This is a genomic window from Amycolatopsis sp. 2-15 (assembly GCF_030285625.1).
GTDB lineage: Bacteria > Actinomycetota > Actinomycetes > Mycobacteriales > Pseudonocardiaceae > Amycolatopsis > Amycolatopsis carbonis.
Genome location: NZ_CP127294.1, coordinates 9,792,045 through 9,805,479 on the forward strand (window position 1 = coordinate 9,792,045; position 13,435 = coordinate 9,805,479).

General features: G+C 69.0%; 12 protein-coding genes. 4 read left to right on the top strand and 8 right to left on the bottom strand.

All coding sequences use genetic code 11. From position 1 onward, the window contains the following. Positions 1–83: 83 nt before the first annotated feature. The 3 genes from QRX50_RS48120 to QRX50_RS48130 all read left to right on the top strand — a co-directional run bounded on the left by QRX50_RS48120 (position 84) and on the right by QRX50_RS48130 (position 3,081). Complete coding sequence (locus QRX50_RS48120; protein ID WP_285969707.1) at positions 84–1,127, top strand: MBL fold metallo-hydrolase; 1,044 nt, start codon at positions 84–86, stop codon at positions 1,125–1,127. 55 nt (positions 1,128–1,182) lie between these two features. After that, positions 1,183–1,635, top strand: coding sequence for a GNAT family N-acetyltransferase (locus QRX50_RS48125; protein WP_285969708.1), 453 nt, complete (start codon positions 1,183–1,185; stop codon positions 1,633–1,635). Positions 1,636–1,797: 162 nt separating this feature from the next. Further along, positions 1,798–3,081 carry a DUF222 domain-containing protein gene (locus QRX50_RS48130; RefSeq protein WP_285969709.1) on the top strand — a complete coding sequence of 428 codons (1,284 nt, stop codon included), beginning with the start codon at positions 1,798–1,800 and terminating at the stop codon, positions 3,079–3,081. Positions 3,082–3,090: 9 nt separating this feature from the next. On the opposite strand, the gene mnmA is transcribed toward QRX50_RS48130, so the two are convergent. From mnmA to QRX50_RS48150, 4 genes are all read right to left on the bottom strand, one after another. Beyond that, positions 3,091–4,182: a tRNA 2-thiouridine(34) synthase MnmA gene (mnmA, locus tag QRX50_RS48135; protein ID WP_285969710.1), complete on the bottom strand. Its 1,092-nt coding sequence runs from the start codon at positions 4,180–4,182 to the stop codon at positions 3,091–3,093. Positions 4,183–4,185: 3 nt separating this feature from the next. Further along, positions 4,186–5,382 carry a cysteine desulfurase family protein gene (locus tag QRX50_RS48140; RefSeq protein WP_285969711.1) on the bottom strand — a complete coding sequence of 399 codons (1,197 nt, stop codon included), beginning with the start codon at positions 5,380–5,382 and terminating at the stop codon, positions 4,186–4,188. 64 nt (positions 5,383–5,446) lie between these two features. Further along, positions 5,447–6,817 (bottom strand): MFS transporter, encoded by a 1,371-nt coding sequence (locus tag QRX50_RS48145; protein WP_285969712.1) that lies wholly within the window; start codon positions 6,815–6,817, stop codon positions 5,447–5,449. Positions 6,818–6,862: 45 nt separating this feature from the next. Further along, on the bottom strand, positions 6,863–8,149 hold the full coding sequence (locus QRX50_RS48150; protein WP_285969713.1) for a helix-turn-helix transcriptional regulator: 1,287 nt from the start codon (positions 8,147–8,149) through the stop codon (positions 6,863–6,865). Positions 8,150–8,298: 149 nt separating this feature from the next. Here QRX50_RS48150 and QRX50_RS48155 point away from each other — a divergent pair, with 149 nt between their 5' ends. Beyond that, entirely contained in the window at positions 8,299–9,204 is a 906-nt protein-coding gene (locus tag QRX50_RS48155; RefSeq protein ID WP_285969714.1) for an NADP-dependent oxidoreductase, read from the top strand. A 525-nt stretch (positions 9,205–9,729) separates the two neighbouring features. Here QRX50_RS48155 and QRX50_RS48160 read toward each other — a convergent pair. The 4 genes from QRX50_RS48160 to QRX50_RS48175 all read right to left on the bottom strand — a co-directional run bounded on the left by QRX50_RS48160 (position 9,730) and on the right by QRX50_RS48175 (position 13,369). Further along, positions 9,730–10,653, bottom strand: a complete 924-nt coding sequence (locus tag QRX50_RS48160; RefSeq protein WP_285969715.1) for a lysophospholipid acyltransferase family protein — start codon at positions 10,651–10,653, stop codon at positions 9,730–9,732. Beyond that, positions 10,650–11,432 carry a GNAT family N-acetyltransferase gene (locus tag QRX50_RS48165; protein WP_285969716.1) on the bottom strand — a complete coding sequence of 261 codons (783 nt, stop codon included), beginning with the start codon at positions 11,430–11,432 and terminating at the stop codon, positions 10,650–10,652. The genes QRX50_RS48160 and QRX50_RS48165 overlap by 4 nt, the downstream gene beginning before the upstream one ends. Positions 11,433–11,595: 163 nt before the next feature. Continuing rightward, positions 11,596–12,555 carry an electron transfer flavoprotein subunit alpha/FixB family protein gene (locus QRX50_RS48170; RefSeq protein ID WP_285969717.1) on the bottom strand — a complete coding sequence of 320 codons (960 nt, stop codon included), beginning with the start codon at positions 12,553–12,555 and terminating at the stop codon, positions 11,596–11,598. A 28-nt stretch (positions 12,556–12,583) separates the two neighbouring features. Beyond that, positions 12,584–13,369: an electron transfer flavoprotein subunit beta/FixA family protein gene (locus QRX50_RS48175; RefSeq protein WP_285969718.1), complete on the bottom strand. Its 786-nt coding sequence runs from the start codon at positions 13,367–13,369 to the stop codon at positions 12,584–12,586. Between the last annotated feature and the right edge of the window lie 66 nt (positions 13,370–13,435).

Here is a 13,435-nt window from a genome sequence, read left to right on the forward strand (position 1 = left end):
GCCCAGGTGGACACCGCGGCAGCGACGGCCCAATGTGAGGCAAAAGGCCGGGACGCCGGAGTCCTGCCTGGACGGAGGTCGCCGTGGAGCCGTTGCCCGAAGACAGCAACCGGAACTGGACAGAACCCGGGGTCTACGAAGTGGCCGCCGGCGTCTACCGGATCCCGTTGCCGTTGCCGAACGACGCCCTCCGCGCAGTGAACGTCTACGCCGTCACCGACGGCACCACCCTCGCCCTCGTCGACTCCGGCTGGGCCCTCACCGAAGCGCGCCAGCTCCTGGCCGAGGCACTCAAAGGCATCGGCGCCGAACTCGGTGACGTGCGCGAGTTCCTCGTCACCCACGTGCACCGCGACCACTACACGCAGGCCGTCGCCCTTCGCCGCGAATTCGGCAACAAGATCTCCTTGGGCCAGCTGGAGGAACCTTCGCTGAAGGTCACCGCCGACCCGGACCAGCTTCCGATGCACGCCCAGATCGAGCTCCTTCGCCACTCAGGCGCCGACGAGGTCATCGCCGCTCTGGGGCGAATGTTCGCCGATGTCCCCCGCCGCACCGACCTCGACCTGTGGGAGGACCCCGACGAGTGGCTCACTCCGGGCCGCCGCCAGGTCCTGCCGAACCGCGAGCTCGAAGTGGTCCACACCCCTGGCCACACCACCGGCCACGTCGTTTTCCTCGACGATGCCGCCGGCCTGTTGTTCTCGGGCGACCACGTCCTCCCTCACATCACGCCGTCGATCGGCTTCCAGCCGGTGCCGGCCGAGTTGCCGCTCAACGACTACCTCGACTCACTGCGCCTGGTCCGCGGCCTGCCCGACCAGCGCATGCTGCCGGCCCACGGCCCGGTCGCGGACAGCGTGCACAAACGCATCGACGAACTGCTCGAACACCACCGCCAGCGCCTCGAGACGATGGCCGCCCAGGTCGACGCCGGAGCCAGCACCGCCTTCGAGACCGCCAGCCGGCTGGGCTGGACTCGACGTGGCCGGAAACTGTCCGAAATGGACGCGTTCAACCAGATGCTCGCCGTCCTCGAAACGGGTGCGCACCTCGACCTCTTGGTGTCGCAGAACAAGCTGACGGTCCAGCAGGTCGACGGAGTGCGCCACTACCGAACAAGCTGATCGGCCCTGCGACAGCGGCGACAACCACAACGGCCACGCTGGAATACTGATCACCATGCCCGGTATCACCGTGAGGAAAGCCCGCCGCGACGACGTCGAAGCCATCGTGCGCATGCTCATCGACGACCAGCTCGGCGCGACCAGGGACTCAGCCGACGACCTCGAGCCCTACCTTCGCGCGTTCGAAGCCATCGACGGCGACCCGCAACAACTTCTGGTCGTGGCAACGTCGAACGACGAACCCGTGGCGACGCTGCAACTGACGATCATCCCCGGTCTCGCTCGTCAGGGCGCCCTCCGTGGGCAGATCGAAGCGGTGCGGGTCCGCAGCGACCACCGAAGCGCCGGGCTCGGCGGAGACCTCATCCAGTGGGCCATCGACGAGTCCCGCCGGCGCGGATGCGCCCTGGTGCAGCTCACCTCCGACACTTCCAGGACCGCAGCGCACCGGTTTTATGAACGACTCGGTTTCGTGGCCAGCCACACCGGTTTCAAGCTGCACCTCTGACCCTTCTCCAACTGTCCATTCAGAACAGTCCCCCCTTGGCCGCGGGGACGCCCGACGACTCCAGGTTGCCACGAATCCACGGTGAGGCCAAGAAAAGTGCGCGAGCGGCCCGTTCGTGCCGTTTTGATGACCACGCACCAGCTGATGCGTATCGTCGCCACCATGACCAAATCGAAGTCGGCGACCACAGCCGCCGACGATTCCAACAACACCCCCGAAACCGTCGATCTCGACTTCCTTCTCCGTGCCATGCAAGCGAATCTCGAGATCTTCGAACGCTTGCAGACAGGGCAACTCATGCAGGTGGCCAAAGACGCGGGTCAGCAGATCGCCCGACTTCAGGCGCTTCAACTCCACTGCCTCGCCAGCCTGCGAAGACGAAGATCAGACGCCCGTGAGCTCGCGTCCGAGGTCGCGTTGACCTTGCACCTCACAGACAACCGAGCCGGCGCCATGATTTCCGCGGCCGAGGCGCTCGCGAACCGGCTTCCGCGGACGTTTCGCCTGATGGACAGTGGGTTCGTCGACCTGTATCGCGCCATGAAGGTCACTGAGGGCACCGTGTGGCTGTCCGATCACCACGCCCGGATCGTCGACACCATGTTGGAAGACCGCCTGTCCGATAAGAATCCGACGCAGATCCGCAAAGCCACCGCGTACGCCGCGATGAAGACCGACCCCGAAGGCGCGGCGAACCGCGTCACGCAACGGCGTGCCGAACGCCGGACCGCGCTGCATCACCAGTCCGAGGGCATTTCGCAGCTGTCCATCGACAACGCACCAACAGAGAAGGCCACTGCCGCTTATCTCCGTATCGACAAAATCGCCCGGGCCCTCAAGACAGGCGACGAGAACCGTACTCTCGACCAGCTGCGCGCGGATGTCGCGCTCGACCTCCTGCTGACGGACAAGGGCGGTGTCGCCGAGCAGGCCGAGGTCTACCTGTACGTCGATCTCCAGACGTACCTGGGGCTCAACGACGACCCAGCCGAGATGGCCGGGCACGGCCACGTTTCGGCCGAGGTCGCCCGGCATATCGCGACCGGTCCAGACACAACGCTGCGGCGAATCATCACCGACCCCCTCACCGGGCAGGTGATCGAAGTCGGCAAGTTCCGTTACCGGCCGAGCATCGACGTCGAAGAGTTCGTGCGGGCCCGGGATCGCGAGTGCCGTCAGCCCGGTTGCCCGCGGCCCGCACACAACTGCCTGATCGAGCCGACGCCGACGAAGGCCGATTCGGCGACCGACGCCGACGAGACGCTTAGTTACTGCATCCGCCACCGGCGCCTCAAGAACCGAGCCGATTGGAAGTATCAAGTCATCGATGACGGAAAGCTCGTCATCACGACGCCGACCGGCCAGAAAGTCGAGAGCATTCCGCCGCCGCTTCACGAGCCTGACCAGCAGGTCAAGCAGCCCATGGAGACGCGCAAGGGGGCTTGAGCGACGAAGTCAGCGCGTGCTGGAAATCTTCGCGCTGCCGAGGACGAGATCGCCGGCACCGGCGTCCGGCCGGTACAAGACCACGACCTGTCCCGGAGCAACACCCCGGAGCGGCTCTCGCAACTGGACGCTGACGTGCTCGCCGTCGGCCTCGGCCACCGCTCCAGCGATGCCGCCGTGCGCTCGAACCTGCACGACGCATTCGGTCGGACCGTCGAGCGCCCGCCCGCTGGGCCAGATCGCCCGGTCGGCCTCGATCACGTCAACGCCAAGGCCGGTCGACGACCCGACCTTCACCGTGCCCGAAACAGGCTCGAGCGAAAGGACGTATCGGGGCCGCCCGTCAGTGGCCGGCGCGTCGATGCCGAGGCCCTTGCGCTGGCCGACAGTGAACCCGTGCACGCCCGTGTGCTGCCCGAGAACAGCTCCGGTCTCCGCGTCGACGAGCTGACCCGGTCGCTGCCCCAGCCGGTTCTCGAGGAACTGCTTGGTGTCGCCGTCGGGGATGAAGCAGATGTCGTGGCTGTCCGGCTTGTGAGCCACCGAAAGGCCACGCTGCTCCGCCTCGGCGCGAACGTCCGACTTCCACGAGTCGCCCAGCGGGAACATCGCGTGGCTGAGCTGTTCAGGCGTAAGGGAAGCCAGCACGTATGACTGGTCCTTGCCCTCGTCGGCGCTCCGGCGAAGCTCAAGCTCGCCATCAACCGTCGCGAGGCGTGCGTAGTGGCCAGTGGCCACCGCATCGAAGCCGAGCGCCATTGCCTTCTCCAGCAACGCCTCGAACTTGATCTTCTCGTTGCAGGTCACGCACGGGTTTGGCGTCCGGCCGGCCGCGTACTCGCCGACGAACGTCTCGACGACCTCTTCGGTGAAACGCTCGGCGAAATCCCAAATGTAGAAGGGGATCCCGAGGATGTCGGCTGCGCGGCGGGCGTCGTGCGAGTCCTCGATGGTGCAGCAGCCTCGCGAACCCGTGCGCAGCGTGCCTGGTTTCGCGGACAGTGCCAGGTGCACGCCGACGACGTCGTGGCCGGCGTCAACCGCTCGCGCCGCGGCGACGGCCGAGTCGACTCCTCCACTCATAGCAGCCAGTACCCGCATCGCTTACACCTCTTGCTTCTGGGTCTGCTTGCGCATGCCGGCAAGTCCTGCCTGCCGCGCCCGGCTGACGACCCCACCGATCTCCCGCGCGAGCGCGGTCACGTCATCCAGCGTCGATGTGTGGCCCAGCGAGAAACGCAAGGAGCCGCGCGCGGCCGCGGCGTCGGCGCCCATCGCCAGCAACACGTGGCTCGGCTGGGCTACTCCCGCAGTGCAGGCCGAGCCGGTGGAGCATTCGATTCCCTTGGCGTCCAGCAGCATCAGCAGGCTGTCGCCGGCACAGCCGGGGAACGTGAAGTGGGCGTGGCCGGGCAAACGCTCGCCGCGACCGCCGTTGAGGATCGCGTCGGGGATCTCGCGCTGGACGGCTTCGATGAGTTCGTCGCGGAGCTTCTCGACGCGCGCCGCGTATTCGGCGCGGCTCTCGGCCGCCACGCGGACAGCCGCGGCGAAGCTGACGATGGCCGGGACATCGAGAGTGCCGGAGCGCACGCTGCGTTCCTGGCCCCCACCGTGGAGAACCGGGGTGCACTCGGTGTCGCGGCCGAGGAGGAGAGCACCGACGCCGTACGGGCCGCCGAGCTTGTGGCCCGTCAGGGTCAGGGCGGACGCGCCGCTGTCAGCGAAGTTGACCGGCACGGCACCGACAGCCTGGACCGCGTCGGTGTGCAACGGGATGCCGTGCTCGGCGCAGATGGCGGCGAGCTCCGCGATCGGATTGATGCTGCCGACCTCGTTGTTGGCCCACATCACCGTCGCGAGGGCGACGGTCTCGGGCGAGGACTCGATAGCGGCGCGCAAGGTGGCAGGCGAGACTCGGCCTTGGTCGTCGACCTCAAGCCAGGTGATCTCGGCGCTGCACTGGGACTCGAGCCATTCGACGGTGTCGAGGACGGCGTGGTGTTCCACGACGCTGCACAGAATGCGGCGGCGACCGGGGTCAGCGCTCTGGCGGGCCCAGTAGATGCCCTTGACGGCGAGGTTGTCACTCTCCGTGCCGCCGCCGGTAAAGATCACTTCTGAGGGCCTGGCGCCCAGGGCTTCGGCGATGATCTCGCGGGATTCCTCCACGACGCGGCGCGCACGACGTCCCGAAGAGTGCAGCGCGGAGGCGTTGCCCACGGTGGACAAAGCATCGGTCATCGCCGCTACGGCTTCGGGCAGCATCGGAGTGGTCGCCGCATGGTCGAGATAGGTCATCGCCACATCAGGGTAGTCCGCTCCAGCCCGTGACGAAGTCCACCCTGGGCCCGGAAGTGGCCTGTCACACCTTCTGCGGCCATCGGCCGGTCACTCGAACTCCCAGCGAAGCGAGCAGAACGAGGGCGACGGCCAGGATCGCCATCGCCGGAGATGGGTGGATGGCCGACGCGACCACAGCGAGCAGGACGCCGCCGAGGCCGATGAGCAGGGCCGAGCCGACCCAGTCGGCCAGCTGCATCGCGGAGGTGTTGAAGCCGCGTTCGCCTTCTGGGGAGTAGCGGAGCAGGAGGACGGAGATCGCGGGCATGGCAATGCCCATTCCGGCGCCGCCGATGGCGCAGATCACGAAGGCCAGCCAGGCGGGGCACCAGGGCAGCGCGACAAACCCGAAGCCCACCAAGGCCGCGGCGACCAGGGCGAAGCCGATGCGGAGCGTCGCTTCGCGGGACCAGTCCAGGAACCTCCCCTGAAGCCCGGACGCGGCCGACCAGCCGAGGGCGGTGATCGTCAACGGCAAGCCGGCCAGGGCGGGGCCGTAGCCGTGGACGGCGCTCATCGTGAGGGGCAGGTAGGCCTCCATCCCGGCGTAGGCGCCGGAAAGGAGGGCGCGGGAGGCGACGACGGTGGGCAGACCGGGGCGGAACGTCAAAGTGCCCGTGGGGAGAAGTTTTCGAAGCGCCAAACCGAGGGCCACGAGTCCGACGGCGCCGTAGGCGAGGGCGAGAGGCGACGGGTGCTGAGCGGCCCACGTCAAGGCGGCAACACCGAGCGCAGCGATGACTGCCGGGACAACGCCAGCGCGGCGCGCCTCCGCCGCCGGGACGTGGTCGGGCAAACCGCGGACGACGACGACCAGCAGCGCGACACCGATGGCGACCAGCGGAACCAGTCCGAGAAACACCCAGCGCCACCCGATGCTGACCGTGATCAGGCCAGCGACCGAGGGGCCGATCACGGCGGGCAGGACCCAGGCGGCGGCGTTCGCGGCGTAGATGACGGGGCGTTCGCGGTCGGTGAACGTCAGGGCGATGAGCAGGGACACTGCAACCAGCAGGAAGCCCGAGTCGAGACCCTGGAGAGCGCGGCCGGCCAGGAGCGTCGGCATGGACGTTGCGGTCCCCGCCACCACCAGGCCCGCGGCGAACAGGGCCGGGCCGGCCAGGAGCGCGGGTGCCGGGCCGCGGCGGTCGCCCATGCGGCCGGACAGGACGGTCGCGACGACGCTGGCGATCAGGAACGTCGTGAACGGCCATGAGTACAGCGCGAGGCCGTGCAGCTCGGCGACGAGCGTGGGCATGGCCGTGGCGACGCCCATGTTTTCGAAGGCCACCAACGTGACCACGAGCAACAAGCCGATCGTCGTGAGCCGGTGCTCGCGGCTCCACAGCACGCTTCTTCGGGGCTGTGGCTGGGCATCGACGATCCGGCTCATGATCGACAGCCTGCAACCTCCAGCCTTGTGGAGGTCAAGCCGATTTCACGCGGTCCGGTGCACCGCCACCGGGTCGAGCCTCAGGTCGCGGGCGAGCGCGGCGGCCTCGCCGCGGGAGCTGACCTCGAGTTTCTCGAGGAGGTTGCGCACGTGGAACTTCACCGTGTGCTCGCTGAGCTGCAGCTGCGCCGCGATCTGACGGTTGCGCAGCCCCTGCGAAATGCCCGACAGGACTTCGACCTCCCGCGCGTTGAGCCGGTCGAGCGGCCGCAGCTCGGGCGGTTCGACGGTGTCCAGCGGCAGCGCGGCGGTGATCGTCGCGCCCCAGCCCGGGACGGCGTCGACCTCCCAGCTGCCGCCGAGCGGCGTGATGCGTTCGGTGAGGCCCGGGTCGAGGACGACGTCGGGGATGTCCGGCGCGTCGTCGCGGACGGTGATGCGGAGGGCGGCGCCGTCGAGGCGCCAGGAAGCGCGGATGCGGGTCGTGCCCGGGCGGTCGAGGGCGGCGATGACCAGGCCGCGCGTGACGGTGCGTGCTGTGTGGGCGATGTCCTGCCGCAGCTGGCGGTTGTCGGTGGGGGCGACGAGGTCGACGGCGACGTCGGCGTGGCCGACCACTGGCGAAAGCTGGTCGGCGAGCACGCTGAACGCGGCGCGAGCGGACTCCGCGGACAACGCTTGGTCACGGTCAGCCACCGCGCGCAGGTCGAGGAGCGCGCGAGCAGCCAGGTCGGTCGCGGTCTGGCGCGCGGCCGCGTCGCCGAGCCGGCCCGAGCGCAGGACGGCCAGGAGCGCGACGAGCGTGGCCGCGTGCGTCTGGCCGAGGTCTGTGACGGTCTGGGCGCGTGCGGCCGCGGCGGCGAGGTTACTGGCGAGGACGTCGGGGCCGGGGTCGACGGCGCGTTGACCGGCGTCGGTGCTGGTCAGATGCCACAGGCGGGCCGCGAGTCCCAATGTCTCGACAGACGGCTCGTCATCGGATGGCACCAGGGCGATCACCGCGCCGTTGCCGATCGCGGGACGAGAGGTGAGCAGGATCAGGCGACGTTCGGCGCCGGCGAGCACACCGTCGAGGACCACGGCCTCGCCCGGGATGGCGCGCTCGGCGAGGTGGTCCAGCTCCGCGCTGGTCACGGCACCGGTAATGGTCGTGTCGCCGGTGACCTTGAAGGGGCTGCGCGGGCAGTCGCCCGTCTGCATGGCGGCCGCGCGGTGCGGCAGCACAGCGGCGAGCTCCTGTGAGAAGCGCGGCAGCATCTCGGGCCGCGGCGCGGAGATGACGCGCACGGCGACGTCGAGCACGTGGGCCGGGTTCGTCCAGGAGGCGTCCATGTGTCCACGGTAGGCGTGTACGAAGGGACCGGTCCTGCTCTTCCGGCTAGTGAACGCTACTCGTCCGAGCGGTTCGGATCGCGACGCGGGACAGTTGACTCGAAGCAGGACGAACGACCGTCCCGAATCGAAGGAGAGTACGAGGAACCATGCGAGCCATCACCTTCGCCGCGTACGGCGGCCCGGACGTCCTGCAGCTCAGCGACGTCCCGCTGCCCGAACCCGGCCCCGGGCAGGTCCGTGTCGCCGTGCGACGCGCGGGCGTGAACCCCATCGATTGGAAGGTCCGCAGCGGCGCCATGGCCAAGGGCTCCGCGCCGAAGAGCCCGCAGATCCCTGGCGCCGAGTTCTCCGGCGTCGTGGACGCAGTGGGCGACGGCGCGACGGTGGCCGTCGGCGACGAGGTCTTCGGGTGGTCGACCACCGGCTCTTACGCGGAATACGCGCTGGCCAAGGCCGTCGCCCGTAAGCCGGCCAGCCTGTCGTGGGAGGACGCAGCGGCGTTACCCGTGGCTGGCGAAACGGCGTTACGCGTCCTGCGGCTGCTGGACGTCAAGGCCGGCGACCTGCTGCTGATCCACGGTGCGAGCGGCACCGTCGGGCGCTTCGCCACGCAGGCGGCCGTCGCACTCGGTGCGACTGTCATCGGCACGGCGGGGCAACGCAGCCTCGACGACGTGAAGTCGCTCGGCGCCATCCCCGTCCTCTACGGCGACGGGTGGCCGGAGCGCGTCCGCGAGGCGGCGGACCGGCCGGTGGACGCGGTGTTCGACGCGTCGGGTCACGGGGTGCTGCCGGACTCCGTGGAGCTGCGCGGGTCGAAGGAGCGGGTGGTGACCATCGCGGACGGGGCCGCGTTCGAGCTCGGGCTGCCGTTCTCGGCCGGTGGCGCGGACGACCAGAAGCCGGAGGTGCTGGGGGAGCTCGTCGAGTACGCGGGACGCGGTCTGCAGATCGCGCAGGGCAAGAGCTACCCGCTGGAGGAGGCCGCGGCCGCACAGGAGGAGAGCCAGGCGGGGCATCCGGGAGGGAAGATCACGATCGTCGTTTCCTGACGATCCATGCGGTCGGCCGTCTCAACCGGGCAGTGGTTCGGTTGAGACGAGCTCCACCTGATCGTGTGGAGGTCTTCGATCATCAAGCCGATTTCTTGGCATAATTGCCTGGTCAGAGAGTTTTGCCGCTGAAAGACGACGGTATCGGGTCGGTTGGTGAGGTCTTCTCCGGAGGCTGGCTGGAGGGGCGCCCGCCGACGTTGCCGCTGAGTGGCGACGCGCAGGACAGGCCGTTCCCGGGCTAGGGGCGCTGTGGCTGACTGGGCTAGCCCGTGCACGGATTTGCCGCTCAGTGGCGACGACGTGCGAACGGCGATCGGACTGCGTCAGGAGGTCGGTCAGTGGGCGGCCGGGGCGGGTTCGGTGCGCGGCGGCCAGCACGGATCCGAGGCCGGCCGAAGGGGCTCACCGGGTTTCGCCACTCAATGGCGACATCCAGTGGCGACGGCAACGCGAGCATCGCGTCGGAGCAAACAGCGGTTCGCGGGTGTCGCCGCTGAGCGGCGACACCCGCGAACCTGCAGGTCAAGCGATAGAGCCGGCTCGGTGAACCGGGCGCGCCGTGGCCGTCTCGACGGAAACCTTCGCCGCAGGAGCCGGAGACACCCGACGGCGGCCCTGGACCGGGATCCGGACCGTCCCAAGAGCCGAGTGCACGGAGGCCTCCGCAAGGGCGGCGAGCGAGCGGCGATCCTCCGCACGACCCGGGGCGATCTCCGGGCAGACGTGCGCCTCGAGGACCAAGCCGCGCAGCGAGGCCACTCGCCGCAGGGAGGCGATGAGGGACTCCGGCCCGATGAAGGCCGGCATGCTGGTCTCGCGGCCGTCGGCGAGGCGGTAGCGCAAGGCGATGGGGCGGACGGGCACGCCACCGTCGATGGCGGCCTGAAAGGTGGCCGTGGTGAAGCGGCCGGAGGCGAGGCCGCACCACGTGGTGCCTTCGGGGGTGACGTTGACGAGCGAACCGGAGCGCAGGGCGTCGGCGAGCTCGGTCATGGTGTCGGGCAGCGTGCGGAGACGTTCGCGGTCCAGGAAGATGCTGCCGCCGCGGCGGACGAGGGTGCCGAGGACCGGCCAGGAGCCGATCTCGACCTTCGCGAGGGCGCGCATCGGACGCAGCGCGTTGATGGCGACGATGTCCAGCCACGAGATGTGGTTGTTCACCACCAGCGCGCCGCGGCCGGCGGGCGCGGCGAGGAAATCGGCGCCGCCCTGGACGATCAGCTTCACTCCGAACGCGCGCAGCACCGAGCGGAAAATGGTCCGAACCAGGCGTTCCTGGCCCCGGCCGCGCAGCACGAGCAGCAGCGGCGCCGTCAGCAGGGCCGCCAGAACCACGCCGATCGCCGAGGCGAAGCGCAGCACGCGACGCGGGAACGAGACCGTGGCGGCACCCTCGGTGAGGCAGCCGTCGCCGCACGGGGACGTCGGCATCCAGGCGTGGCTCATACCTGCACTCCGAGGAAGAACTTGAGGTAACGCTCGTCGATCTTGTGCAGGTCGAGCAGCACGAAGAAGTCGGCGACGCCGAAGTCCTCGTCGAGCGCCGGCGGGCCGCAGACCTCGGCGCCGAGCCGCACGTAGCCCTTGATCAGCGGCGGCAGCGTGGCGCGGTCGGGGCGGACGACAGAGTCGGAATCCCACGGGTGCAGCGGCGAAACGCGGCGCGTCTCGTCGGAGTAGTGCTTGGCGCGCAACACATCCCAGACGCCGGCGGCGTAACTGCCGCCGTCGCTCAGTGGCACGGACGCGCAGCCGGCGAGGTAGCGGTGGCCGGAAAGCAGCATGTACCGCGCGATCCCCGCCCACACCAGGCTCACGACGGCGCCGCTGCGGTGGTCCGGGTGCACGCAGGAGCGGCCGGTTTCCACGAGCGTCGAGCGCAGGCCGGAAAGGGCCGTCAGGTCGAATTCGCTGTCGGAGTAGAGGCTGCCGGCCTGCGAAGCGCGCTCCGGCGGCAGCATGCGGTAGCAGCCGACGATGTCGCCGGTCTTGTCGTCGCGCACCACGAGGTGGTCGCAGAATTCGTCGAAGTAGTCGACGTCGAGGCCGGGCTTCAGGGAATTGAGGTGGGCCCCCATCTCCTCGGCGAAAACCTGGTGCCGCAGCTTCTGCGCGGCGAGCACTTCTTCGTTCGCGTGGGCCACGAGCAGGGAGTACCTCGGCGCATCGGCCGGGAGCTCGACACCCGCCTGATCAGTGCTGACGAGGAGCTGAGACGACGTCATGAACACTGTGTACCTGCGACCTGGAAACCGCGGAGAGTGCCAATCGATGACCGATTAGTGCACGTTGAGTTAATTGCAGGTTCTCAGGCTTTTCTCAGGGTCCAGAGAACGCCGAAGGCCGCTGAGCGGTACATCGCCCAGCGGCCTTCGGAGCGGAAATACGTCAGCCCTTGCGCTTGTCCACGGCCTCCGTCAGCTGCGGCGCGACGTTGAACAGATCGCCCACGATGCCGAAGTCGGCGATCTCGAAGATGGGCGCCTCGGCGTCCTTGTTGACGGCGATGATCGTCTTCGACGTCTGCATGCCGGCGCGGTGCTGGATCGCGCCGGAGATGCCGAGCGCGATGTACAGCTGCGGCGACACCGTCTTGCCGGTCTGGCCCACCTGGAACTGCGCCGGGTAGTAGCCGGAGTCGACCGCCGCACGCGACGCGCCGACAGCGGCGCCGAGCGAGTCGGCCAGCTTCTCGACGACGTCGAACTTCTCCGCCGAACCGACACCACGGCCACCGGAGACGACGATCGACGCCTCGGTGAGCTCCGGACGGTCGCCACCGACGATCGGCTCGATGCCGGTCACCTTCGCGGACTTCGCCGCGTCCTGCGCCGGGATCTCGACGGTCTCCTCGGCGGCAGCGCCGTCGGCGGCCTCGGCCTCGACGGCGCCCGGACGCACCGAGATCACCGGCGTGCCCTTGGCCGCCTTGGACTTCACGGAGAACGCGCCACCGAAGATGGACTGGTCCACCGAACCGTCGGCGTTCACGCCCACCGCGTCGTAGAGCAGACCGGAGCCCAGCCGCACGGCGACGCGCGCGGCGACCTCCTTGCCCTCGGCGCTGGCGGCGACGAGCACGGCGGCCGGCGAAGCCTGCTCCGCGAGCTTCGTCAGCACGTCGACCTTCGGGGTCACCAGGTAGCTCGTGGCGTCGTCGCCCTCGGCGACGTAGATCTTCGCGGCACCGTGGCCGGCGAGCGCTTCCTTGGCCTTGGCCGCGGTGCCCGTGGGGCCCACGACGACGGCCGAGGGCTCACCCAGCGCGCGGGCGGCGGTCAGCAGCTCGAGCGTGACCTTCTTGACATCACCGTCGACGTGGTCGACGAGGACGAGTACTTCAGCCATTTTTCGTGATCCTCCTCGAAACCGTGTCTCAGATGAGCTTCTGCGCGACCAGGTACTCGGCGACCTTGGTGCCGCCGTCGCCCTCGTCCTCCACCTTCTCGCCCGCGGTGCGCGGCGGCTTGGGAGACGACTCGAGCACGGTGGACCACGCGTTGGCGAGACCGACCTCGCCCGCGTCGATGCCGAGGTCGGCGACGGTGAACGTCTCGACCGGCTTCTTCTTCGCGGCCATGATGCCCTTGAACGACGGGTAACGCGGCTCGTTGATCTTCTCGCCGACGCTCACGAGCGCGGGCAGGTTCGCCTCGAGGTGGGTGATGCCGTCCTCGGTCTCGCGGTCGGCCTTCACGCTGGTGCCCTCGACGGTCAGCTGGCGCACGTAGGTCAGCTGCGGCAGGCCGAGCAGCTCGGCGACGATCGCCGGCACGGCGGCGCCGCGGCCGTCGGACGCTTCGTTGCCGGCGATGATCAGGTCGAAGCCCTCGACCTTGCGGATCGCGGCGGCGAGCACCTTGGCGGTGGCGATGGCGTCGGAGCCGTGCAGCACCTCGTCGGAGACGTGGATGGCCTTGTCGGCGCCCATGGACAGCGCCTTGCGGATGGCGTCGGTGGCGCGGTCGGGTCCGACGGAGATCACAGTGACCTCGCCCTCGCCCGCTTCCTTGATCTTCAGCGCCTCTTCGACGGCCTTCTCGTTGATCTCGTCGAGCACGGCGTCTGCGGATTCGCGGTCAAGTGTGTTGTCGGCACCGGAGAGCTTCCGCTCCGAGTAGGTGTCCGGTACCTGCTTGACCAGGACAACGATGTTCGTCATGGGTCTTCTTCGACCTCCCGGTTGGGGCCGGCTCTCGGCCGCGGGACAGTGCTCTACTGGCCGGTA

Coding starts and splice junctions, on each gene's coding strand:
- QRX50_RS48150 (WP_285969713.1), bottom strand. CDS start 8,149: ATGGACGCCTCCTGGACGAACCCGGCCCACGTGCTCGACGTCGCCGTG.
- QRX50_RS48140 (WP_285969711.1), bottom strand. CDS start 5,382: ATGACCTATCTCGACCATGCGGCGACCACTCCGATGCTGCCCGAAGCC.
- QRX50_RS48130 (WP_285969709.1), top strand. CDS start 1,798: ATGACCAAATCGAAGTCGGCGACCACAGCCGCCGACGATTCCAACAAC.
- QRX50_RS48145 (WP_285969712.1), bottom strand. CDS start 6,817: ATGAGCCGGATCGTCGATGCCCAGCCACAGCCCCGAAGAAGCGTGCTG.
- QRX50_RS48155 (WP_285969714.1), top strand. CDS start 8,299: ATGCGAGCCATCACCTTCGCCGCGTACGGCGGCCCGGACGTCCTGCAG.
- QRX50_RS48170 (WP_285969717.1), bottom strand. CDS start 12,555: ATGGCTGAAGTACTCGTCCTCGTCGACCACGTCGACGGTGATGTCAAG.
- QRX50_RS48175 (WP_285969718.1), bottom strand. CDS start 13,369: ATGACGAACATCGTTGTCCTGGTCAAGCAGGTACCGGACACCTACTCG.
- mnmA (WP_285969710.1), bottom strand. CDS start 4,182: ATGCGGGTACTGGCTGCTATGAGTGGAGGAGTCGACTCGGCCGTCGCC.
- QRX50_RS48125 (WP_285969708.1), top strand. CDS start 1,183: ATGCCCGGTATCACCGTGAGGAAAGCCCGCCGCGACGACGTCGAAGCC.
- QRX50_RS48165 (WP_285969716.1), bottom strand. CDS start 11,432: ATGACGTCGTCTCAGCTCCTCGTCAGCACTGATCAGGCGGGTGTCGAG.
- QRX50_RS48160 (WP_285969715.1), bottom strand. CDS start 10,653: ATGAGCCACGCCTGGATGCCGACGTCCCCGTGCGGCGACGGCTGCCTC.